Below are 20,427 nucleotides of genomic sequence, written 5' to 3'. Positions count from 1 at the left end.
CGCCGGCAGCGGGCAGCCGCCAGCCCGGCCCGCCGAGCTGTGGACAACCGGGGCTCCTGTGGACGACCCCCCACCAGCGTCGATGATCTGCTATGCGCCACCCTCCCCGCCGCGCGCTGCGCCTAGGCTGGGTCGAGTACGGCGGAGGCCGCCGTCTGGCCGGGGAGGTTCGCATGACCACTGTCAACGACCGGGCTCCGACGGTGGCCGAGGTGAGCGAACCCGCACGGCTCGCGGCGCCGGACGAGGCGATCAGCGCCGAGGAGTTGCAGCTCGCCGCCCGCAACCACGGCATTCCGCTGGAGGCGCTGCGCTACGACGTCACCCCGGCCGGGCTGCACTATCTGCTGATCCACTACGACATCCCGGACCTCGACCCGGCGACGCACACGCTGCGGATCGGCGGCGCGGTCGACCGGCCGCTGACGGTCACGCTCGCCGACCTGCGGGCGCGGCCACGGGTGACCCACCAGGTGACCCTGGAGTGCGCCGGCAACGGGCGAGCCCTGCTGCACCCCCGACCGGTCAGCCAGCCCTGGCTGGTCGAGGCGGTCGGCAACGCCGAGTGGACCGGCACCCCGCTGGCGCCGCTGCTGCGCGAGGCGGGTCTCGGGGCGGACGCGGTGGACGTGGTCTTCACCGGGGCGGACCACGGCGTCGAGCGCGGGGTCGAGCAGGACTACCAGCGGGCGCTCCCGGTCGCCGACGCGCTGCGCGAGGAGGTGCTGCTGGCGTACGAGATGAACGGCGCTCCCCTGCTGCCGCAGCACGGCGCGCCGCTGCGGCTGATCGTGCCCGGCTGGTACGGCATGGCGCACGTGAAGTGGGTCCACTCCGTCGACGTCCGGACCGAGCCGTTCGAGGGGTACCAGAACGCGGTGGCCTACCGGCTGCGCCGCGACGCCGACGACCCCGGCGTGCCGGTGACCCGGATCGAGCCGCGCGCCCTGGTCCGCCCGCCCGGCTTTCCCGACTTCATGTCCCGGCGTCGGGTGCTGCGCCCCGGGCCGTGCACCCTCGATGGTCGTGCCTGGTCGGGGCACGCGCCGGTGGTGGCGGTGGAGGTGACCACCGATGGCGGGCGGACGTGGACGCCGGCGGAGCTGGCCCCGGCCGAGGGTGGGGATTTCGCCTGGCGGCGGTGGCGGCACGAGTGGGTCGCCACGCCCGGCCGGTACCTGCTCGGCGCGCGGGCGACCGACGCGTCCGGGCGGACCCAGCCGGTGGAGCAGGAGTGGAACCGGGGCGGCTTCGCCAACAACCTGGTGCAGCGGGTCGAGGTCGTGGTGCCCGCCGAGTGACGGGCGGTCGGTGGCACGCCACGGGTGGGGGGCCCGTGGCGGGGTCGGACGGCTTGGGCCGGGTCAGCCGCCGAAGCCGGAGTCGGCGGGCAGCGAGATGTCGGGCTTCTCCAACTCCTCGACGTTGACGTCCTTGAACGTCATCACCCGGACGTTCTTGACGAAGCGGGCCGGACGGTACATGTCCCACACCCACGCGTCGTGCATCTCGACCTCGAAGTAGACCTCGCCGTCGGAGTTGCGCACGTGCAGGTCGACCTGGTTGGCCAGGTAGAACCGGCGCTCCGTCTCCACCACGTAGGAGAACTGGCGGACAATGTCGCGGTACTCCCGGTAGAGCTGCAGCTCCATCTCGGTCTCGTACTTCTCGAGATCTTCCGCGCTCATCGCACTCCGCCTTCCATGGCCACATCTTCCCCCACCGGCGCCGAAGGCCGAGGCTGCTCGCCCAACGCCACGCCGACGGTACCCCCTGACGCCCCGGAGCGCTCCATCGGCTCGTCCGCGCCGTGGCCGCCGGGCCGTCGGGCGCGCGGTGGCCGACCGTCGCGGCCGGAGACCGCTGCGACATTGACGTACGAGAAACGGTGCTCCCGGCACGGCCCGTGCTCGCGCAGCGCGGCCGAGTGCTCCGGGGTGATGTAGCCCTTGTGCTCGGCGAAGCCGTACGCCGGGAACACCTCGTCCAGCTCCACCATCAGCCGGTCCCGGGTGACCTTGGCCAGCACGCTGGCCGCCGCCACGCACGCCGCCACCCGGTCGCCCTTCCACACCGCCAGGCCGGGCACCCCCAGGCCGTCCACGCCGAAGCCGTCGGTCAGCACGTACTCCGGTCGGGTGGTCAGCGAGGCGAGCGCCCGACGCATCGCGGCCAGGTTGCACACGTGCAGCCCCCGGGCGTCGACCTCCTCCGCCGGGATGACCACCACGGCGTACGCGAGGGCGCGGTCCACCACCTCCGCGTACACCCGTTCCCGGCTGGCCGGGGTGAGCAGCTTCGAGTCGGCCAGCCCCTCGATCTCGCCACGTCGCCCCTCGGGCAGCACCGCCGCGGCGGCGACCAGCGGACCCGCGCACGCGCCCCGACCCGCCTCGTCGGCGCCGGCGACGTGCCGGAAGCCACGCCGTTGCAGGGCCCGCTCCAGGGCGTACAGGCCGGCCTCGCGGCGCACGACGGTACGGGGTGGGGTCAGCACGGCGTCTCGTCCCGGTCGGTGGCCGTCGACTGCCCCAGCCGGCTCAGCAGGGTGGGTAGCTCGGGCGGGTAGAAGAGGTCGCCGCTGGCCACCAGCTCGTCCGGGAGCCACCAGCGGTGCCCGGCGATGCTGCGCTGCTCGACGTCGTTGAAGCCGGTGGTGTCCACGTCCCAGGACTCGACCCGGAGCAGGAAGAAGTCCTGCGTCTGGCGGTACCAGACGCCGTCGAACGGGAACTCGGTCGCGTCGGCCCAGACCGGGTCGCCCAGCTCGGCCGGGTCGAGCCGCAGCCCGGTCTCCTCGGCCAACTCCCGGGCCGCGCCGACCGCCGGGGACTCGTCCGGGTCGAGCCCGCCGCCGGGCGTGAACCAGTAGCGGTGCCCGGGTCGGGCCGGGTCGAAGCCCTCGAACATCAGGACCCGCCCCGCCACGTCGACGAGCAGCACCCGGGCCGCCCGTCGCGGGGTGTAGACGCTCACGTTCACGGCACCAGACTGCCAGACGGGCGACGGATCGCCCATGCCCGCCGGTCTACGGCTTGGGAATGCCGTCGAACGTGTCCGGCACGGTGAGCCAGGTGGCCCGACTGACCGGCCAGAACACGGTGAAGGCCCGCCCGACCACGTCCTTCTCCGGGATGGTGGCCTCGGTGATGTTCTGCCCGGACTGCTGCCAGTGCTCCAGCGAGTCACCGGAGGCCGAGCGGTGGTCGCCCATCACCCACAGCCGGCCCTCCGGCACGGTGATGTCGAACTCCTGGTCGGCGGCCTTGTCGCGGACCCCGTCCAGGGAGAAGATGTACGGCTCGTCGAGCGACTTGCCGTTGATCATCAGCCGTTCCTGCGGGTCGCAGCAGACCACGTGGTCGCCGGGGACGCCGATCACCCGCTTGATGAAGTCCTCACCGTCGGGATTGCCGCTCCACTCGGTCGGTGCCTTGAAGACGATCACCTCGCCGCGGTGCGGTGACCGGAAGTCGTAGACCAGCTTGTTGACCAGCACCCGGTCATCGATCTTGAGAGTGTTCTCCATGGACGGGGACGGGATGAAGAAGGTCTGCAGCACGAAGGCGCGGACCAGCACCGCGACCAGGATCGCCACACCCAGCAGGATCGGCAGCTCCTTCCAGAAGGAGCTACGCGGCTTGTCGGTCTGCTCGTCAATCACGCCAAGGAGCCTACGTTGCCGAACTGGACGTCACCGTCCGGAACGCGCGGGAACCCCGCACCGCGAGCGCCAGGGGAAGAACCAGCAGCACACCGCCCTGCGGCGTGGGTCGCGCCGGAGGCGCGGCGGGCGAGGCGGTGGCCGGGCCGGACACGTCGTCGAACGTCGCCGGGACGGACAACGAGGCCCATCGGGACGAGGGCCAGACCACCATGAACGCCCGGCCCACCACGTTGTCGATCGGCACCGGCCCCTGGCACCGCGCGTCCTGCGAGACCTCGCGGTGGTCGCCCATCACGAAGAGCTGACCCGGAGGCACCACCACCTCGTCGAAGCGCCGCGACCGACACTCGGCGGGGTTGGGCGGCAGGTCCAGCGGGGAGTCCCGCAGCACGTACGGCTCGTTGAGCGGGGTGCCGTTGACCGTCACCCGCCCCTGGCTGTCGCAGCACGCGACCCGGTCGCCGGGGACGCCGATCACCCGCTTGATGAAGTCCTTCTCGCCGGGGCGGCTGACCCCGACCAGGTCGCCGACAGTGCGGGCGAGCCGGCCGGCGACACCCGGCTTCGGCTGCTCGTCGACCTGTGGCGCCCACCGGTCGGTGCCCCGGAAGACCACCACCTCGCCCCGCACCGGGTCCCGCACGTCGTAGACGACCTTGTTGACGAGCACCCGGTCCCCGACGAGGAGGGTGTCCTCCATCGAGCCGGAGGGGATGAAGAACGCCTGGAGCAGGAAGGTGCGGATCAGCACCGCGAGACAGAACGCGACGACCAGCAGCAGCGGCAGCTCCTGCCAGAGGGGCATCTGCCGGCGGGTGCGGCGGGCCCGCCGACGCCACGGATCGACGGCGCCGTCCTCGTCAAGCGTCTGCACCACGCCACTCCCCGGTCCGCAGAAACACCACCGCCCGGGAGCCTCGTCGAGGCTCCACGGGCGGCAGTGGACGGCTGCCCGCCACCAGGGCGGGTCCGCCGCCTCGCTGCGCCCGTACGACCAGCGTAATGCGCTCTGATCGGTACGGCATCCGCGCAGCTCAGGCGGCGTGGCGAACGGGAAGTCAGCTGGGCTGCTTCTCCCGCTTCTCCTTGATCTTGGCCTTCTTGCCGCGCAGCTCGCGCAGGTAGTAGAGCTTGGCGCGACGCACGTCACCGCGGGTCACGACCTCGATCCGGTCGATGCCCGGGCCGTTGAGCGGGTAGGTGCGCTCGACGCCGACACCGAAGCTGACCTTGCGGACCGAGAAGGTCTCGCGCAGACCGTCACCCTGGCGGCGGATCACGACGCCCTGGAAGATCTGGACACGGGACCGGTTGCCCTCGACGACGCGGGCGTGCACCTTGACGGTGTCACCAGCCCGGAAGTCAGGAAGGTCGGTCCGCTTCGACTGGGCGTCAAGGGCGTCCAGGATGTTCATCGCTGCGTCCTCGTGAGGCTCACGGCGCACCGTCACTCGGCGCGCGGATGGGTGATTCTGATCCCCGGGTGATCGGCGGACCGACCCCGGGTCGGGGATCCTCGCAGCCGACCGCGGGCGCGGACGGATGCGGCAACCCCCCTACTTTGCCACATCCCCCGGCGGGGGCTGAAATCCGGCCTGCTGAAGGGCCGCGATGTCCCGTTTGTCGAGCCGATCGGCGGGCAGCGCGGCGAGCAGGTCCGGACGGCGGGCGGCGGTGCGCAGCAGACCCTCCTCACGACGCCAGCGGGCGATTTTGCCGTGGTCACCGGAGCGGAGCACCTCCGGCACGTCGTGCCCCCGCCAACTCGGCGGCTTGGTGTAGATCGGGGCCTCCAGCAGCCCGTGCGCGTGCGACTCCTCGTCCAGCGAGCCGGCGTTGCCGAGCACTCCCGGCAGCAGCCGGATGACCGCCTCCAGCATCACCAGCGCGGCGACCTCGCCACCGAAGAGCACGTAGTCGCCGAGCGACACCTCGGTGACCGGCATCCGGGTGGCGGCATGCGCCAGGACGCGCTGGTCGATCCCCTCGTACCGGCCGCAGGCGAAGAGCAGGTGCGGTTCGGCGGCCAGCTCGTGCGCCATGGCCTGGGTGAACGGGACACCCGCCGGAGAGGGCACCAGCAGCCGGGGCGGCGGGGCCTCGGCCGGCGCGAGCGCGTCCAGCGCCGCGCCCCACGGCTCCGGACGCATCACCATCCCCGGCCCGCCGCCGTAGGGGGTGTCGTCGACCGTGCGGTGCACGTCGTGGGTCCAGGTCCGCAGATCGTGCACGCCGAGCGTGAGTACGCCGTTGGCCCGCGCCCGCCCGACCAGCGACAGGTCCAGTGGGGCGAAGTACTCCGGAAAGATCGACACGATGTCGACGCGCATGCCTGGTGGTCCTAAAGATCGAGCAGTCCGGCCGGCGGGTCGACGATCACACGTCCACCGGCCAGGTCGACCTCCGGAACGATCGCCCGGACGAACGGGATCAACGCGGTACGCCCCTCGGGGCGTCGCAGCACCAGCAGGTCGGACGCGGGCGCGTGGTCGATGCGGGCGACCTCGCCCAGACGTTCGCCGGCCGGGGTCACCACCGCCAACCCGACCAGTTGGTGATCGTGGAACTCCTCCGGATCGTCCGGTGGTGCCACGTCGGCGCTCTCCACCGTCAGCAGCGTCCCGCGCAGCGCCTCGGCGGTGTTCCGGTCCAGGATGCCGTCGAACGCGACGAGCAGGCGGCCCTGGTGGAACCGGGCCTCCTCGACGGTCAACTCGGCCGGCACCCGGAACGGCACGCCCGGCCCGCCCGTCGGCACCGGCGACGGGACCGCACCCGGCTCAGTGCGCAGCACTGAGCCAGGTGCGAACCGTGCCTCGGGCTCGTCGGTCCGCACCTCCACGGTGACCTCACCGCGGACACCGTGCGGCTTGCCGATCCGGCCGACGACGAGCTGCATCAGTACGAGTCGACGATGTCGACGCGCACGCCGCGTCCGCCGATGGAGCCGATCACCTGGCGCAGCGCCTTGGCGGTCCGGCCGGACCGCCCGATCACCGTGCCGAGGTCCTCGGGGTGGACGCGGACCTCGAGCCGCTTGCCCCGACGGGAATCGACCATCCGCACCCGGACGTCATCCGGGTGGTCGACGATGCCCTTGACCAGGTGCTCCAACGCCGGACGCAGTGGCATGTCAGGCCTGCTCACCGGCGTCGGCGGCGGCCGGGGCCTCGGCCGGAGCCTCGGTCTTCGCCTCAGCCGGAGCCTCGGTCTTCGCCTCAGCAGCCGGAGCCTCGGCGGCCTTGGTGGCCTTCTTGGCCGGCTTGGCCGGGGTCTCCGGGGCGAGCCCGGCGGCGGCCTTCGCCTCGGCCTCGTACGCCGCCTTGCGGTCGGCCCGCTCCGGGGCGACCTTCAGCGGCGGCGGGGCCGGCAGGCCCTTGTACTTCTGCCAGTCACCGGTCAGCTCCAGCAGCCGCTGCACCGCCTCGCTCGGCTGAGCGCCGACGGACAGCCAGTACTGGACCCGCTCCGACTTGACCTCGATGACCGAAGGGTCCTCCTTCGGCTGGTACACCCCGACGAACTCGATCGCCCGACCGTCACGCTTGGTGCGGGAGTCGGCGACGACGATGCGGTACTGCGGGTTGCGGATCTTGCCCATCCGCAGGAGCCGGATCTTTACGGCCACAGTTGTTTCGCTCCTGTTGCGATCTCACCGGCCCGTACGGGCGGTGTGCATGGGTGAGCGCCGACCGGCACAGTGGGGTTGGGCCGGAGACTGCTCGGTGGACTGGCGACGTGCCCGGGTTAGAGGGCGCCGGACGCGCGCCGGATACCAGCGAACCATTCTGCCAGATCCGCAGCCGATCTCCCGCACCGGACCCGCACACCACCGCGCCGGTGACCCGGAACACCCCTCAGCGCACCGGCGGACGGTCCCAACCCGGCGGCAGCCGGTCCGGTACGCCCCATTCCGACGGCGGGACGAAGTCGCACCAGGTGCCGTCGAACGGGAACTCGCCCGCCTCGGCGCGGGCGATCATCCGCTCCCCCTCGGCGCGGACCGCCTTCTCGTCGGTGACCCAGTAGTCGTCCGGAAAGGCGAGCCGCTCGACGAACTCGTCCTCGTCCTTCCACTCCCAGCTGAGGTCCGGTCGCACCACGACGTCCAGGTCCTGGTCCACCATGTCGACGCCGGCCAGCGGGCCGTCGTCCCAGCGGACGGCGGGCTCCTCCAGGTTCACGTACCAGTGGGAGAACCGTCCCCGCGCGTCCCGGAACCACCAGACGGAGTGCGCCGCCCCGGTGGGCAGGAACTTCAGCAGCGGTGGCCCGTTCCAGCGGACCTGCTCCAACCGGTAACTGGGGGTGACCCAGTCGGCGAACGGCAACGCCCGCATGGTCAGGCCCGCCGCGTTGACCTCGTGGGCCACCGGCGAGTCCCGGGCGATCCAGAGCAGCAGGCCCCGCTCGTCGTCGCTGACCACGCGGCCCGGCCGGACCCACCCGATCCGGCCACGCCGCACGTTCCGGTGCACGATCAGCCGACCGGGCACGAACCGGTCGACGGAGTCGCCCGGTCGCACCTCAGTAGGCGCGGGCCAGGATGGCGACCAGGTCGGGCTCGTCCTCGGAGTCCGGCACCGAGCCGTCGGCACGGACCAGGCAGCGCACCGTGACGCCCTGGCCGTTCGCCTCGGCCTCGCCGGCCACGCCCACCGCCGACCACGGCACCCGCGCCCAACCGGTCGCGGCGGCCTCGATCGCCTCGGCCAGGGTGGCGACCTCCACCGTGCGCGCCTCGCGGTTGGCCAGCGCCTGGTCGTGCAGCGCCTGCTGGTCGGTCTCCAGCGCGCTCAGCACCGCGGCGACCACGTCGGCCACCGGCGTCGGGGTCTTCGACCCGTCGGTGCGGCGCACCACGACGGCGTTGCCAGCGGCCAGGTCCCGGGGGCCGACCTCGACGCGTACCGGATAACCACGCAGCTCGGCGTCGACGGCCCGGCGGCCGAACGGGGTGTCGGTGCGGTCGTCGAGCGCGACCCGGACACCGGCGTCGCGCAGGCCGTCGCGCAGCTTGGCCGCCGCCTCGCCCACGCCCTCGCCGTCCTTGACCACCATGACGTACGCCTGCACCGGCGCCAGCTTCGGCGGCACGCGCAGACCGTTGTCGTCGCCGTGCGCCATGATCAGGCCGCCGAGCATCCGCGTCGACGTGCCCCAGGAGGTCGTCCAGGCGTGTTCCCGGCCGCCCTCGGCCGACGAGTAGGTGATGTCGAACGCCTTGGCGAAGTTCTGACCCAACTCGTGGCTGGTGCCCAGCTGCAACGCCTTGCCGTCACCCATCATGCCCTCACAGGTGTACGTGGCCGTCGCGCCGGCGAACCGCTCGCGCGCCGTCTTCAGGCCGACCACCACCGGGATGCCGATGACGTTGACCATCAGGTCCTCGTACGCCTCGTGCAGGATCCGTCGCGCGTACGCCCGGGCGTCCTCCCGGGTGGCGTGCGCGGTGTGCCCCTCCTGCCAGAGGAACTCACTGGTACGCAGGAAGATCCGCGGGCGAAGCTCCCACCGGACCACGTTGGCCCACTGGTTGAGCAGCAGCGGCAGGTCCCGGTACGAGTCGATCCACTTGGCCATGAACTCGCCGATGACCGTCTCACTGGTCGGCCGCACCACCACCGGCTCGGCCAGCGGCTTGCCACCACCGTGGGTGACCACCGCCAGCTCCGGCGAGAAGCCCTCGACGTGCTCCGCCTCGCGCTTGAGGTAGTTCTCCGGGATGAACAGCGGGAAGTACGCGTTCTCCGCACCCGCCGCCTTGATCCGGGCGTCCATCTCGGCCTGCATACGCTCCCAGATGGCGTAGCCGGCCGGTCGGATGACCATGGTGCCGCGAACCGGGCCGTTGTCGGCCAGCTTCGCCTTGGCGATCAGGTCCTGGTACCAGCGGGGAAAATCCTCCGCACGGGGAGTGAGCACGCGTGCCATGACCGCACATCCTATGCGCCACCCGCGCGGACACCTCCTCCGGGAGTCGCCGCCGCGCCGCGCCCCGGTCCGGACGACGCCCGGCTCGGCTCCACTCGGCGGCCGGCCCCGCCCGGCGGGCCCGCGCGGGGCGGATCGGCGGTGGGCGGGTGCGCGGCGCGGCCGTAGGATTCGACCACCATGACTACGTCGACCGGTTCGTCGCGCCAGCGGGTGCGGGACACGATCGTGGACGCCGCCCGCGCGCGGACCATCGCTGTCGGGTGGGACGCGGTCCGGATGGGCGGGGTCGCCGCCGCGGCGGGCGTGAGCCGGCAGACCGTCTACAACGAGTTCGGCAGCAAGGCGGGGCTGGCCGAGGCGCTGGCCCGGGCCGAGGTGGACCGGTTCGTCGGCGACGTCCGCGACGCGCTGCTCACGCACGGCTCCGACGTGTCCGCCGGCGCCTACGCGGCCATCGCGCACACCCTCCGTACGGCGGGCGACAATCCCCTGGTCAAGGCGATCCTGAGCAGCGGCCGGGGCGGGTCCGAGGAGTTGCTGCCGTACCTGACCACCCGCGCCGAGGTGGTGCTCACCGAGGCGTCCGGCGCGTTGATCGACTGGGCCGGCGATCACCTGCCCGGCGCGGACCCGGCCGCGCTGGCCTTCGCCGCCGACACGATCGTCCGACTGGTGGTCAGCCACATCGTCCTCCCCCGCGAGCCGGTCGACCAGACCGCGACGGCCCTGACCGACCTCGCCGTCCGCCTCTTCGCCGCCGCCCGCGCCCCCCGCTGACCCCTCCCCGCGCCACCGTGCACCAGCGCAAGATCCGCCCAAGATCGCGCTCGATCCTGGATTTGGTGGCATCCGAGCGACGCCGAGGCCACTACATCCTGGTTCGAGCACGATCTCGGGGCGGGGCGCCCGACGCGGATCGGCCCCAGCGCGGAGCAGCCCCAGCGCGGACGGCCCCGAGCGAGCGCGCCCGCTACCCCGGAGTCAGCGGATGACGTGGCCGCGCAGGATCGTGCGCGACGGCGCGCGGACGACGCGCAGGTCGACACGGGGATCCTCGGGGTAGACGGTGAGGTCGGCGAGGCCGCCCTCGACCAGGCCGGGGAAGCCGAGCCATGCGCGGGCGCCCCAGGAGGCCGCGGCGAGGACGTCGAGCGGCGCCATGCCGGCGCGCTCGTGCAGCAGCAGCATCTCCTCGCCGGCCAGCCCGTGGTCGATGCCGCCGCCGGCGTCGGTGCCCACGTAGATCGGCACCCCCGCCTCGTGCGCGGCGCGCACCACCTCCGGAAAGCGGTCGCGCAGCGCCAGCATGTGGTCGGCGTACCCGGGGAACTTGCCGCGCGCCTGCTCGGCGATCCCGCCGAAGGTGGCGATGTTGATCATCGTGGGGACGAGAGCGGTGCCCCGGCGGGCCATCTCGTCGATCAGGTCGAGGCTCAGCCCGGTGCCGTGCTCCACCGAGTCCACCCCGGCCCGGACCATGATCTCGACCGCCGACTCGGAGAAGGTGTGCACGGCGGCGCGTACCCCGGCGTCGTGCGCCGCGCGCACGGCGGCGGTGAGGGTTTCGGCGTCCCAGGCCGGTGCCAGGTCGCCGACGCCCCTGTCGATCCAGTCGCCGACCAGCTTGACCCAGCCGTTGCCGGCGCGCGCCTGCTCGGCCACCGTGGCCGCCACGTCGGTGGCGTCGACCTCCACGCCGATGCCGCGCAGGTAACGCTTCGGCGGCGCGACGTGCCGGCCCGCGCGGGCCAGTCGCGGCAGGTCAGGCTCGTCGTCCAGTTCGGGGTACGGGTACGGCGAGCCGGCGTCGCGGATCGCCAGCACCCCCGCGTCCCGGTCGAGCCGGGCCAGCGCGCGGGCCTGGTCGAGCGAGGTGATCGGGGCGCCACCGCGGGCGATGCCGATGTGGCAGTGCGCGTCCACCAGCCCCGGCAGCACGAACCCACCGTCGACAACCGTCTCCGCGCCGGGCACCGGGGTGAAGGTCACCCGATCGCCGACCAGCCAGAGGTCCCGGACCTCGTCGTCGGGGAGTACGACACCGCGCACGTGAAGAGCCATGCGCACAGTCCTACCCGATCACTCCTCGTCGGGGGCGAGCAGGCTGTTCTTCCGTACGGTGAGGGCCGGCAGGTCCACGGAGACCTTCCACGGCCGCTCGGTGACGAACAGATCCTCGGTGTGCGCGACCTGCTCGTACTCCCGGTTGGCGCCGAGCGCGTACTCGGTCAGCGTGACGCGCTCCTGGAGCGGGTCCACCACCCAGTAGGACTGGACACCAGCGTGCGCGTAGACCTTCGCCTTGTCGTACATGTCGCGGAAGCTGGAGGTCGGCGAGACGACCTCCAGCGCGAGCAGGGCGTCCTCAACCGGGACGGGCGACCGGCCGGCATGCTTGCGGCGGATGACCACCACGTCCGGGCGTGGCTCGTTGCGCCGGTCGACCCGCATCGACAGGTCGATGCTGACCAGGTATTCCGGTGGGCAGTTTACTTCGACAGCCAGCAGTAGTCGGACGCAGAGATCTTGGTGCACGGCAGTGGGGGACGGCACGATCAACCTTCCGTTGATCAGTTCGTACGGAAGGTCCTTCGGCAGATCACCGAGGTCGTCGACCGTCCACTCGTGCCGTTCGGGCAGGATCGGGGCCGCGGTCATGACATCTCCTTCCAGGGGGCGACATCACCCTAAGCACCGGATCAGTCGCCCGCCGTCACCGACACGCGTCAGCGCGGGCCCTTGTCACCACCCTTGCCGAGCTTGTTGAAGTCGATCTTCGGAAGCTTGAAGCCGGGCGGCAGGCCCTGCGCACCCGTGAGGTCGTTCGGGTCCATTCCCGGCGGGAGCTGCGGCATGCCGCCCGGGAAGCCGCCCGGCATCCCGGCGCCGGTACGCGGCCGACCGCCGCCCTTGGTGCCCTTGCGCTTGTTCTTCGGGCTCTTGGTCGCCTTGCGCCGGCCACCACCGGGCAGGCCCATCATGCCGCCCATCTGCTTCATCATCTTCTGCGCGTCGGCGAAGCGGTTGAGCAGCTGGTTGACGTCCATCACGGTGACCCCGGAGCCGTTGGCGATGCGCGCCCGGCGGGAGCCGTTGATGATCTTCGGGTTGGTCCGCTCGCCCGGGGTCATCGACCTGATGATCGCGGTGACCCGGTCGAAGTGGCTGTCGTCCAGCTCGGCGAGCTGGTCCTTCATCTGCCCCATGCCCGGCATCATGGCCAACACGTTGGCGATCGGACCCATCCGCCGCACCGCGATGAGCTGGTCGAGGAAGTCGTCCAGGGTGAACTGCTCGCCGCCCATCAGCTTGGCGGTCATCTTCTCCTTCTGATCGGAGTCGAAGGCCTGCTCGGCCTGCTCGATCAGAGTGAGGACGTCGCCCATGCCGAGGATCCGGCTGGCCATCCGGTCCGGGTGGAAGACGTCGAAGTCCTCCAACTTCTCACCGGTGGAGGCGAACAGGATCGGCTGCCCGGTGACCTCGCGCACCGACAGCGCGGCGCCACCACGGGCGTCGCCGTCGAGCTTGGAGAGCACCACGCCGGTGATGCCGACGCCGTCGCGGAACGCCTCGGCGGTGCGGACGGCGTCCTGACCGACCATCGCGTCGATGACGAAGATGACCTCGTCCGGCGAGACGGCGTCGCGGATGTCGGCGGCCTGCCGCATCATCTCGGCGTCGATGCCGAGCCGGCCGGCGGTGTCCACGATGACGATGTCACGGGCCGCCCGCTTCGCGTGCTCGATCGACGCGCGGGCCACCTGCACCGGGTCACCGGTGCCGTTGCCGGGCTCCGGTGCGTACACCTCGACCCCGGCCCGACCACCGAGCACCTGGAGCTGCCCGACGGCGTTGGGACGCTGGAGGTCGGCGGCGACCAGCAACGGCTGGTGCCCCTGGCCCTTGAGCCAGCGGGCCAGCTTGCCGGCGAGGGTGGTCTTACCGGAACCCTGGAGACCGGCCAGCATGATCACGGTCGGCGGCTGCTTGGCGAACTGGAGCCGTCGCCCCTCGCCGCCGAGCACCTTGATCAGCTCTTCGTTGACGATCTTGATGATCTGCTGGGCCGGGTTCAGCGCCTGGGAGACCTCGGCGCCGCGGGCGCGCTCCTTGACGGCCGCGATGAAGCCCTTGACCACCGGCAGCGCGACGTCCGCCTCCAGCAGCGCGAGGCGGATCTCGCGCGCGGTGGCGTCGATGTCGGCGTCGGTGAGCCGTCCCTTGCCGCGGAGCTTGGTGAAGATCCCGGACAGGCGGTCACTCAAGGTGTCAAACACGCGAACATCCCGTTTGTCAGTGTTCCGGCGGGCACAACGCGGCCGGCACTGCGGAGTCCGACCACCGCTAGGGTAGCCGTCCCCGCGCGGGCCCGCTGTCGCGCGGCCCCGGCCTCACCCCGAGACCAACCCCGACTGGTACGCGAAGACGACGAGCTGGGCCCGATCCCGGGCGCCGAGTTTCCCCATCGCCCGACTGACGTGGGTACGGGCGGTCGCCGGGCTGACCACCAGCCGTTCCGCGATCTCCTCGTTGTTCAGCCCCTCGCCGACCAGACCGACGACCTGACGCTCCCGGTCGGTGAGCGTGTCCAGTAGCGGGTGCGGACGCAGCGCCCGGGACGGCCGGGTGGCGAACTCCCGCACCACCCGCCGGGTCACCGACGGTGACAGCAGCGCCTCCCCCTCGGCGACCAGACGGATCGCGCGCAGCAGCTCGGCCGGCCTGGTGTCCTTGGTGAGGAACCCGCTCGCGCCGTGCCGCAGCGCGTCGAAGACGTACTCGTCCAGCTCGAAGGTGGTCAGCACCACCACCCGCGTACCGGCCAGGTCCGGGTCCGCGACGATCCGGCGGGTCGCCTCGATCCCGTCGATGCCGGGCATCCGGATGTCCATCAGCACCACGTCGGGTCGCTCCCGACGGGCCAGCTCGACCGCTCGCAGCCCGTCGGCCGCCTCGCCGACCAGCGCCAGGTCGTCCTCGCTCTGCACCAACGCGCGCAGGCCGAGCCGGACCAGGTCCTGGTCGTCGGCGATCTGCACCCGGATCACGTGGTCGGCTCCGTGGGCAGTTCGGCGTACACCCGGAACCCGCCGTCGACGCGCGGCCCGGTCGCCAACCGCCCACCCAGCGCCGCGACCCGCTCGCGCATCCCGGCCAGGCCGTGACCCGGCGCTCCGGCCGGCGTCGCGCCGGCGCGCTGGTCAGCCGCACCCCGGTCGGTGACCTCGATGCTGATCCCGTCGGCCCGGTAGCCCACAGTCACCTCCGCGCGCGCCACCCCGGCGTGGCGCAGCACGTTCGTCAACGCCTCCTGCGCCACCCGGTACGCGGCCAGGTCCACGCCGGCCGGCAGGTCCCGCGGTGTGCCCGTCACGCGCAACTCGACGGTCAGTCCCGCTCCGGCGAGCCGGTCACGCAGCGCCGGGAGCCGGGCCAGACCGGGCACCGGCTCCCGCTCGGCGCCCCGCCGCACCGCGCCCAACGTGACCCGCAGCTCGTCGAGCGCCTCCCGGCTGGTCCGGCTGATCGCGGTCAGCGCGACCTCCGCCTGCTCGGGCCGCTTCGGCAGCAGGTGCAGGGCGATGTCCGCCTGCATGCTGATCGCAGCCAGCCCGTGCCCCACCACGTCGTGCACCTCCTGCGCGATGCGCAGCCGCTCCTCGTCGGCCTGCCGGCGGGCCTGCGCGGCGCGGTCCCGCGCCTGCTCCGCACGGGCACGCGCGGCCGCCTCCCGGTTGACCCGCACCACCACACCCACAGCGAACGGTACGACCACCCAGGCCGACGCCGGCAGTACTCCCGCCCAGCCGGGCGCCGAACCACGGGACCAGAGGACGTGGATCAACAGCAGCACGAACGCGCCGCCGGTGGCCACCGCCGCCGTGCGCAGCGGCAGGAGCACCGCCACGGTGTACACCGCGACCAGGAACGTGAGCAGGATCGGTCCGTACGGGTAAGCGAGCACCAGGTACGTCGACACCGCCACGCCGACCACGCCGAGCGTGACGACCGGGGCGCGCCGCCGAGCCAGCAGGGCCAGCGCGGCGACGACGATCAGCGCCCGGCAGGCGGCGTCCACCGGCCTCGACCCTGGCTGGTTCTCCCCCGCCAGACCGGTGGCGAGCAGCCCGAACCCGAGCAGCACCAGCGCGAGCACGGCATCTGCCGCCAGCCCCGGCCACCGCCCCTGCCCGTCTCGTCGCATGGCCGTCATTCTGCCCGCGCCGAAGCCCCCCGACGTGCGCCCGCAAGCGACACCGCCCCTACGCCCCCAGACGTACCCACCCCACGCCCGCAGCCCGGGCCGCGGGGCGCGGGGCGCGGGCCGCGGGGCGCGGGGCGCGGGCCGCGGGGCGCGGGGCGCGGGGCCGCGGGGCGCGGGGCGCGGGGCGCGGGGCGCAGGCCGCGGGGCGCGGGGCGCAGGCCGCGGGGCGCGGGGCGCGGGGCGCAGGCCGCGGCGATCTTGCACTTTATGTTGCCGATAAGCACCTTTTTACGGGGTTTTGCGAAGACAGAAAGTGCAAGATCGACGCGGAAGGGAGGCGCGGAGGGCGCGGAAAGGGGGCGCGGGAGCGCGGGAAGGGAGGCGCGGAGGGCGCGGGAGCGCGGGAAGGGGGCGCGGAAGGGGGCGGGGGCAGAGGGAGTGGGAGGGAGGACGGGGTGGAAGTGGGGGTGGGGGTGGGGTGGGGTTAGACGGCGGCGAGGACGGCTGCTTCCAGGTGGGCGCGGGTGTCGTCGTCCGGCCAGCCGCCGACCAGGTAGAAGGCGTCGACCACGTCGCCGCCGAGGGTGGAGATGCGGGCCGCGCGGACCAACGCACCGGCCTCGTCGAGCGCGCAGGTGACCCGGTAGAGCAGCCCGGCGGCGTCAGCCGCCCGCAGTTCCAGCAGGACGGCGTCGGTGGCCGCCTCGCGGTGCCAGACGACCCGGGGCGCGGCACCGGCGCCCCGGGCGGCGAGCGCACGGCCGCGCAGCCGCTGGGTGACCGACACGTCGCCGCCGACCGCGCGACGCAGGTCGGCGCGGAGCGGGACCGGGTCCGGCGGGAGGCCGTAGCGGGGCTGCACCCGACACTCGACAAGGGCCCGGCCGTCGACCACCGAGGCGTCCGCGGAGATCACCTCCAGCCGGTGCAGGGCCAGGCAGCCGGCCACCGTGGCGAGCAGGCCCCGCCGGTCCGCCGCGGCCACCGACACCCGGTCGCCGGTCAGGTGTACGACCGGCAGCGGGCCGGCCAGCAGCGCCGGGTCGGGGGCCGGCGGTTCGGGCAGCACGCCGGTGTCGAGCGCGGTACGGACCCGGGCGACCAGTTCGGCGACGAGCCGGCCCTTCCAGTCCGACCAGGCCGCCGGTCCGGTCGCCGCCGCGTCGGCGCGTACCAACGCGTGCAGCAGGTCGAGGGTGCGGGTGTCCGCGACCGCCGTCGCCACCGAGGAGATGGTGACCGGGTCGGTGAGGTCCCGTCGGGTGGCCACGTCGGGCAGCAGCAGGTGCAGTCGCACCATCGTGCCGATCAGCTCGGTCTCGGCGGCGGACAGCCCGATCCGGGTCGCCACCGCCTTGGCGACCGGCACACCCACCGTGCTGTGGTCGCCGGGCAGGCCCTTGCCGATGTCGTGCAGCAGGGCCCCGAGCAGCAGCAGGTCGGGGCGCTCCACGTCACGGGTGTGCCGGCTCGCCTCGTACGCGGTCTGCACCAGGTGCCGGTCCAGGGTGAAGCGGTGCACAGGGTTGTGCTGGGGCAGGCTGCGCAGCCGGGTCCACTCGGGCAGCCAGTCGTCGACCAGCCCGTACCGATCGCAGGTCTCCCAGGCCGGCACCAGCCCGGCGCCGGCGCCGAGCAGGGTGGTGAGCGCGGCCCGGGCCTCGGCCGACCAGGGTGCGGGCAGCGGGGGGCAGTAGGCCGCCAGCCACTCGCAGGTGGCCCGCGCGATGGGCAGCCGGGTGGTGGCCGCCGCGGCGGCGACCCGCAGCGAGAGACTCGGGTCGGGACGCGCCCCGATCGCGGTGCGGGCCAGCACCAGCTCACCGTCGTGCTCCACCACGTCCCGCGCCACGGGACGGCGTACCGGGCGGCCGCCGCCGCCGCGCGCCCGGCCGGAGCGCAGCCGGTCGGCGGCGCGGAACGCGTCGTCCAGGGCGTGCGAGACGGTACGGGCGTCACCGGCGACCCGGCGCAGCAGGGCGTCGCCGTCGTCGAGGCCGAGCAGCCGCCCCACGCCGTCGCGTTCCTGGGCGACCAGCCGGTCGACCCGGCGGCCGACCTGTTGGTGCAGGGCGTCACGGGTGTCCAGCAGGCGCAGGTGGGCGGCGTACACGGCCGGGCGCAACGCGTCGGTGATGCCGGCGGTGGAGATCGCCCGCAGCAACCCCACGTCCCGCAGGCCGCCGGCGGCCTCCTTGAGGTCGCCCTCCAGCAGGAACGCCAGCTCGCCGTGGGCCTCCCAGCGACGGGCGGTGATCTCGCGCAGGGCGGGCAGGTGGCGGACGGCGGTGCGCCGCCAGTGGTCGGCGGCGGTGCGGATCAACGCGTCGGCCAGGGCCTGGTCGCCCACCACCAGCCGGGCGTCGAGCAGGCCGAGGGCGACCTTGACGTCGTCCTGGGCCACCGAGAGCGCCTCGGCGACGGTGCGCACCGAGTGGTCGAGGCGCAGGCCCGCGTCCCAGATCGGGTACCAGACCGAGGCGGCCAACTCGTCCGTGCCGGGCACGCCGGCGTGCACCAACACCAGGTCGAGGTCGCTGTACGGGGCGCACTGCCGGCGGCCCAACCCCCCGACCGCCAGCAGCGCCACCCCCTCCCGGGCCGGCAGCAACCCGCGCAGGAAGGTGTCGTACGCCGCCGCCCGCCCGAGCCGTGCCGCGTCCCCGATCCCCCCGTGTACGCCGACGACCTCGTTGATCAAGAGGTTCGCGTCGCCGTCATCGGCCTGTCCTGACGCATTCTTCTTGATCAACGAGGTCATGTCGGTCGCGACCGGGGTCAGAGGGCGTCGAGGCCGCGTTCGCCGGTACGCACCCGGACGACCTCTTCGACACCGGTGACCCAGACCTTGCCGTCCCCGATCTTGCCCGTGCGGGCCGCCCCGACGATGGCGTCCACGACCTTGTCCACGTCGATCTCGTCGGTGAGCACCTCGACCCGGATCTTGGGCAGGAACTCGACCGTGTACTCGGCACCCCGGTAGACCTCGGTGTGCCCCTTCTGCCGTCCGTACCCCTGCACCTCGCTGACGGTCAGCCCGGCCACGCCGAGGGCGTGCAGGGCCTCCTTCACCGCGTCCAGTTGGTACGGCTTGATGACCGCGGTCACCAGCTTCATGTCCAACCCCTCCATCCCTGGAACGTTAACCGGCGACCTTTTCGCTGACCGGCTCGGCGGGCTCCGCCTCCGACTTGGCACCACTCGTCGCGCCGCCACCGGGGGTACCGATGCCGGCCATCGCGAACGCTCCGCCTGTGCCGCCACCGGCCGGGGACAGGTCGTAGCCGCTCTCGGCGTGCTCGCCGATGTCGATGCCCTCGACCTCCGCCTCGGCCTGGACCCGGAAGCCGATCGTCTTCTCGATGACGAAGGCGAGCACCCAGGCGATGCCGAACGACCACACGGTGACGATCAGACCGGCGAGCGCCTGCCGCCCGAGCTGGGTTGCCCCACCGCCGTAGAAGAGGCCGTCGGAGGCGCCCACCACATCGGTGATCGCGCCGTTGACCGAGTTGGTGGCGAACAGACCGAGCCAGAGCGACCCGATCCAGCCACCGACGAAGTGCACGCCGACGACGTCGAGCGAGTCGTCGTAGCCGAGCTTGTACTTCAGGCTGATCGCGAGCGCGCACACGGCGCCGGCGACGACGCCGAGCAGAACGGACGCCCACGGGGCGATGAAGCCACAGGCGGGCGTGATGGCGACCAGGCCGGCGACGGCACCGGACGAGGCGCCGACCATCGTCGGCTTACGGTCCTTGACCCACTCGACGGCGATCCAACCGAGCACGGCCGCCGCGGTGGCGAGCTGGGTGTTGATGAAGGCGAGACCGGCGACCGAGTCGACGGTCAGCTCCGAGCCGGCGTTGAAGCCGAACCAGCCGAACCACAGCAGACCGGCGCCGAGCGCGACCAGCGGGATGTTGTGCGGCTTCATGCCCTCGCGCGGCCAGCCGAGCCGCTTGCCGAGGACCAGGGCCACGGCCAGGGCAGCCGCACCGGCGTTGATGTGCACGGCGGTGCCACCGGCGAAGTCCAGCGCGTGGATGTCGGCGCCGATGATGCCGCCGCCCCACACCCAGTGGGCGACCGGGAAGTAGACCAGGGTGGCCCAGCCGAAGGCGAACAGCAGCCAGCCGGCGAACTTCGCCCGGTCGGCGATCGCACCGCTGATCAGCGCCACGGTGATGACCGCGAAGACCATCTGGAAGGCCATGAACACGTAGAGCGGGACCCCGATGCCGCTGGGGTTCTCCGCCGTGGCGCCCCACAGGTCGGTCTCGGCGAGGAACGTCTTGGTGCCGAGGTACGCGCCCGGGTCACCCCAGAAGCCGTTCACGTCGGTCCCGAAGGCGACGCTGAAACCGTAGAACCACCACAGAACAGAGATGAGCCCGATGGCGGAGAAGCTCATCATCATCATGTTGAGTACGCCCTTGGCCCGGTTGAGGCCGCCGTAGAACAGCGCCAGTCCGGGAGTCATGAGCAGCACGAGCGCGGTCGAAACCAGCAGCCACGTGGTATTGGCGCCGTCGATCGTCGGTGCTTCAGGCACGCTGGCCTCCTAAAGGGTGAAGTCCTCCTTCGCGGCTTTCCGGGGCAGCGTCGCCCGTAG

The 20,427-nt window shown here is 72.7% G+C and carries 22 protein-coding genes; 2 read left to right on the top strand and 20 right to left on the bottom strand.

What is annotated here, in order from left to right; all coding sequences use genetic code 11:
• Positions 1–173: 173 nt before the first annotated feature.
• Positions 174–1,301 carry a sulfite oxidase gene (locus tag O7634_RS16505; RefSeq protein ID WP_278151008.1) on the top strand — a complete coding sequence of 376 codons (1,128 nt, stop codon included), beginning with the start codon at positions 174–176 and terminating at the stop codon, positions 1,299–1,301.
• A 63-nt stretch (positions 1,302–1,364) separates the two neighbouring features.
• Here the strand turns inward: O7634_RS16505 and O7634_RS16500 are convergent, their stop codons facing one another.
• From O7634_RS16500 to proS, 12 genes are all read right to left on the bottom strand, one after another.
• Positions 1,365–1,688 carry a DUF2469 domain-containing protein gene (locus O7634_RS16500; RefSeq protein WP_007075222.1) on the bottom strand — a complete coding sequence of 108 codons (324 nt, stop codon included), beginning with the start codon at positions 1,686–1,688 and terminating at the stop codon, positions 1,365–1,367.
• Positions 1,685–2,497, bottom strand: coding sequence for a ribonuclease HII (locus O7634_RS16495; protein ID WP_278151007.1), 813 nt, complete (start codon positions 2,495–2,497; stop codon positions 1,685–1,687). Before O7634_RS16495 ends, O7634_RS16500 begins: the two co-directional genes overlap by 4 nt.
• Entirely contained in the window at positions 2,491–2,976 is a 486-nt protein-coding gene (locus tag O7634_RS16490; RefSeq protein ID WP_278153987.1) for an NUDIX domain-containing protein, read from the bottom strand. The genes O7634_RS16495 and O7634_RS16490 overlap by 7 nt, the downstream gene beginning before the upstream one ends.
• A 52-nt stretch (positions 2,977–3,028) precedes the next feature.
• A complete protein-coding gene (gene lepB / locus O7634_RS16485) occupies positions 3,029–3,664 on the bottom strand; it encodes a signal peptidase I (RefSeq protein WP_278151006.1) in 636 nt (211 codons plus the stop codon).
• 10 nt (positions 3,665–3,674) lie between these two features.
• Positions 3,675–4,544, bottom strand: coding sequence for a signal peptidase I (gene lepB / locus O7634_RS16480; RefSeq protein WP_278151005.1), 870 nt, complete (start codon positions 4,542–4,544; stop codon positions 3,675–3,677).
• Between the two features lie 181 nt (positions 4,545–4,725).
• Positions 4,726–5,082 (bottom strand): 50S ribosomal protein L19, encoded by a 357-nt coding sequence (rplS, locus tag O7634_RS16475; protein WP_030335223.1) that lies wholly within the window; start codon positions 5,080–5,082, stop codon positions 4,726–4,728.
• Between the two features lie 141 nt (positions 5,083–5,223).
• Complete coding sequence (gene trmD, locus O7634_RS16470; RefSeq protein WP_278151004.1) at positions 5,224–5,997, bottom strand: tRNA (guanosine(37)-N1)-methyltransferase TrmD; 774 nt, start codon at positions 5,995–5,997, stop codon at positions 5,224–5,226.
• Between the two features lie 11 nt (positions 5,998–6,008).
• Entirely contained in the window at positions 6,009–6,566 is a 558-nt protein-coding gene (gene rimM, locus O7634_RS16465) for a ribosome maturation factor RimM (protein ID WP_278151003.1), read from the bottom strand.
• Positions 6,566–6,799 carry an RNA-binding protein gene (locus O7634_RS16460; RefSeq protein WP_013284588.1) on the bottom strand — a complete coding sequence of 78 codons (234 nt, stop codon included), beginning with the start codon at positions 6,797–6,799 and terminating at the stop codon, positions 6,566–6,568. The genes rimM and O7634_RS16460 overlap by 1 nt, the downstream gene beginning before the upstream one ends.
• A 1-nt stretch (position 6,800) precedes the next feature.
• Positions 6,801–7,295 carry a 30S ribosomal protein S16 gene (gene rpsP / locus O7634_RS16455; RefSeq protein WP_278151002.1) on the bottom strand — a complete coding sequence of 165 codons (495 nt, stop codon included), beginning with the start codon at positions 7,293–7,295 and terminating at the stop codon, positions 6,801–6,803.
• A gap of 229 nt (positions 7,296–7,524) precedes the next feature.
• Positions 7,525–8,193 carry a DUF402 domain-containing protein gene (locus O7634_RS16450; protein ID WP_278151001.1) on the bottom strand — a complete coding sequence of 223 codons (669 nt, stop codon included), beginning with the start codon at positions 8,191–8,193 and terminating at the stop codon, positions 7,525–7,527.
• Between the two features lies 1 nt (position 8,194).
• Complete coding sequence (gene proS / locus O7634_RS16445; RefSeq protein ID WP_278151000.1) at positions 8,195–9,601, bottom strand: proline--tRNA ligase; 1,407 nt, start codon at positions 9,599–9,601, stop codon at positions 8,195–8,197.
• Between the two features lie 180 nt (positions 9,602–9,781).
• Here proS and O7634_RS16440 point away from each other — a divergent pair, with 180 nt between their 5' ends.
• Positions 9,782–10,381 carry a TetR family transcriptional regulator gene (locus O7634_RS16440; protein WP_278150999.1) on the top strand — a complete coding sequence of 200 codons (600 nt, stop codon included), beginning with the start codon at positions 9,782–9,784 and terminating at the stop codon, positions 10,379–10,381.
• Between the two features lie 204 nt (positions 10,382–10,585).
• Here the strand turns inward: O7634_RS16440 and O7634_RS16435 are convergent, their stop codons facing one another.
• The 8 genes from O7634_RS16435 to O7634_RS16400 form a co-directional block, all read right to left on the bottom strand.
• Entirely contained in the window at positions 10,586–11,665 is a 1,080-nt protein-coding gene (locus tag O7634_RS16435; RefSeq protein ID WP_278150998.1) for an amidohydrolase family protein, read from the bottom strand.
• An 18-nt stretch (positions 11,666–11,683) separates the two neighbouring features.
• Positions 11,684–12,262, bottom strand: a complete 579-nt coding sequence (locus O7634_RS16430) for a Uma2 family endonuclease (RefSeq protein ID WP_278150997.1) — start codon at positions 12,260–12,262, stop codon at positions 11,684–11,686.
• 68 nt (positions 12,263–12,330) lie between these two features.
• On the bottom strand, positions 12,331–13,884 hold the full coding sequence (gene ffh, locus O7634_RS16425; protein ID WP_278150996.1) for a signal recognition particle protein: 1,554 nt from the start codon (positions 13,882–13,884) through the stop codon (positions 12,331–12,333).
• A gap of 114 nt (positions 13,885–13,998) precedes the next feature.
• A complete protein-coding gene (locus O7634_RS16420; protein WP_278150995.1) occupies positions 13,999–14,655 on the bottom strand; it encodes a response regulator transcription factor in 657 nt (218 codons plus the stop codon).
• Positions 14,652–15,812 carry a sensor histidine kinase gene (locus O7634_RS16415; RefSeq protein WP_278150994.1) on the bottom strand — a complete coding sequence of 387 codons (1,161 nt, stop codon included), beginning with the start codon at positions 15,810–15,812 and terminating at the stop codon, positions 14,652–14,654. The genes O7634_RS16420 and O7634_RS16415 overlap by 4 nt, the downstream gene beginning before the upstream one ends.
• A 484-nt stretch (positions 15,813–16,296) precedes the next feature.
• The gene (locus O7634_RS16410) at positions 16,297–18,573 is read right to left on the bottom strand and encodes a [protein-PII] uridylyltransferase (protein WP_278150993.1); all 2,277 of its coding nucleotides are present in this window, start codon (positions 18,571–18,573) and stop codon (positions 16,297–16,299) included.
• Positions 18,574–18,590: 17 nt separating this feature from the next.
• A complete protein-coding gene (locus tag O7634_RS16405; RefSeq protein WP_172862163.1) occupies positions 18,591–18,929 on the bottom strand; it encodes a P-II family nitrogen regulator in 339 nt (112 codons plus the stop codon).
• 25 nt (positions 18,930–18,954) lie between these two features.
• Positions 18,955–20,367 carry an ammonium transporter gene (locus O7634_RS16400; RefSeq protein ID WP_278150992.1) on the bottom strand — a complete coding sequence of 471 codons (1,413 nt, stop codon included), beginning with the start codon at positions 20,365–20,367 and terminating at the stop codon, positions 18,955–18,957.
• Between the last annotated feature and the right edge of the window lie 60 nt (positions 20,368–20,427).

The sequence above is a fragment of the Micromonospora sp. WMMD1120 genome, assembly GCF_029626235.1.
GTDB lineage: Bacteria > Actinomycetota > Actinomycetes > Mycobacteriales > Micromonosporaceae > Micromonospora.
Note: the sequence above shows the minus strand (reverse complement) of the source record. Positions and strands in the feature narration are given on the sequence as shown.

Excerpts from the sequence above, each read along its gene's own strand:
- O7634_RS16505 (WP_278151008.1), top strand. The coding sequence starts at position 174 with ATGACCACTGTCAACGACCGGGCTCCGACGGTGGCCGAGGTGAGCGAA.
- O7634_RS16500 (WP_007075222.1), bottom strand. The coding sequence starts at position 1,688 with ATGAGCGCGGAAGATCTCGAGAAGTACGAGACCGAGATGGAGCTGCAG.
- rplS (WP_030335223.1), bottom strand. The coding sequence starts at position 5,082 with ATGAACATCCTGGACGCCCTTGACGCCCAGTCGAAGCGGACCGACCTT.
- trmD (WP_278151004.1), bottom strand. The coding sequence starts at position 5,997 with ATGCGCGTCGACATCGTGTCGATCTTTCCGGAGTACTTCGCCCCACTG.
- rimM (WP_278151003.1), bottom strand. The coding sequence starts at position 6,566 with ATGCAGCTCGTCGTCGGCCGGATCGGCAAGCCGCACGGTGTCCGCGGT.
- O7634_RS16460 (WP_013284588.1), bottom strand. The coding sequence starts at position 6,799 with ATGCCACTGCGTCCGGCGTTGGAGCACCTGGTCAAGGGCATCGTCGAC.
- proS (WP_278151000.1), bottom strand. The coding sequence starts at position 9,601 with ATGGCACGCGTGCTCACTCCCCGTGCGGAGGATTTTCCCCGCTGGTAC.
- O7634_RS16440 (WP_278150999.1), top strand. The coding sequence starts at position 9,782 with ATGACTACGTCGACCGGTTCGTCGCGCCAGCGGGTGCGGGACACGATC.
- O7634_RS16435 (WP_278150998.1), bottom strand. The coding sequence starts at position 11,665 with ATGGCTCTTCACGTGCGCGGTGTCGTACTCCCCGACGACGAGGTCCGG.
- O7634_RS16430 (WP_278150997.1), bottom strand. The coding sequence starts at position 12,262 with ATGACCGCGGCCCCGATCCTGCCCGAACGGCACGAGTGGACGGTCGAC.
- O7634_RS16415 (WP_278150994.1), bottom strand. The coding sequence starts at position 15,812 with ATGCGACGAGACGGGCAGGGGCGGTGGCCGGGGCTGGCGGCAGATGCC.
- O7634_RS16410 (WP_278150993.1), bottom strand. The coding sequence starts at position 18,573 with ATGACCTCGTTGATCAAGAAGAATGCGTCAGGACAGGCCGATGACGGC.
- O7634_RS16405 (WP_172862163.1), bottom strand. The coding sequence starts at position 18,929 with ATGAAGCTGGTGACCGCGGTCATCAAGCCGTACCAACTGGACGCGGTG.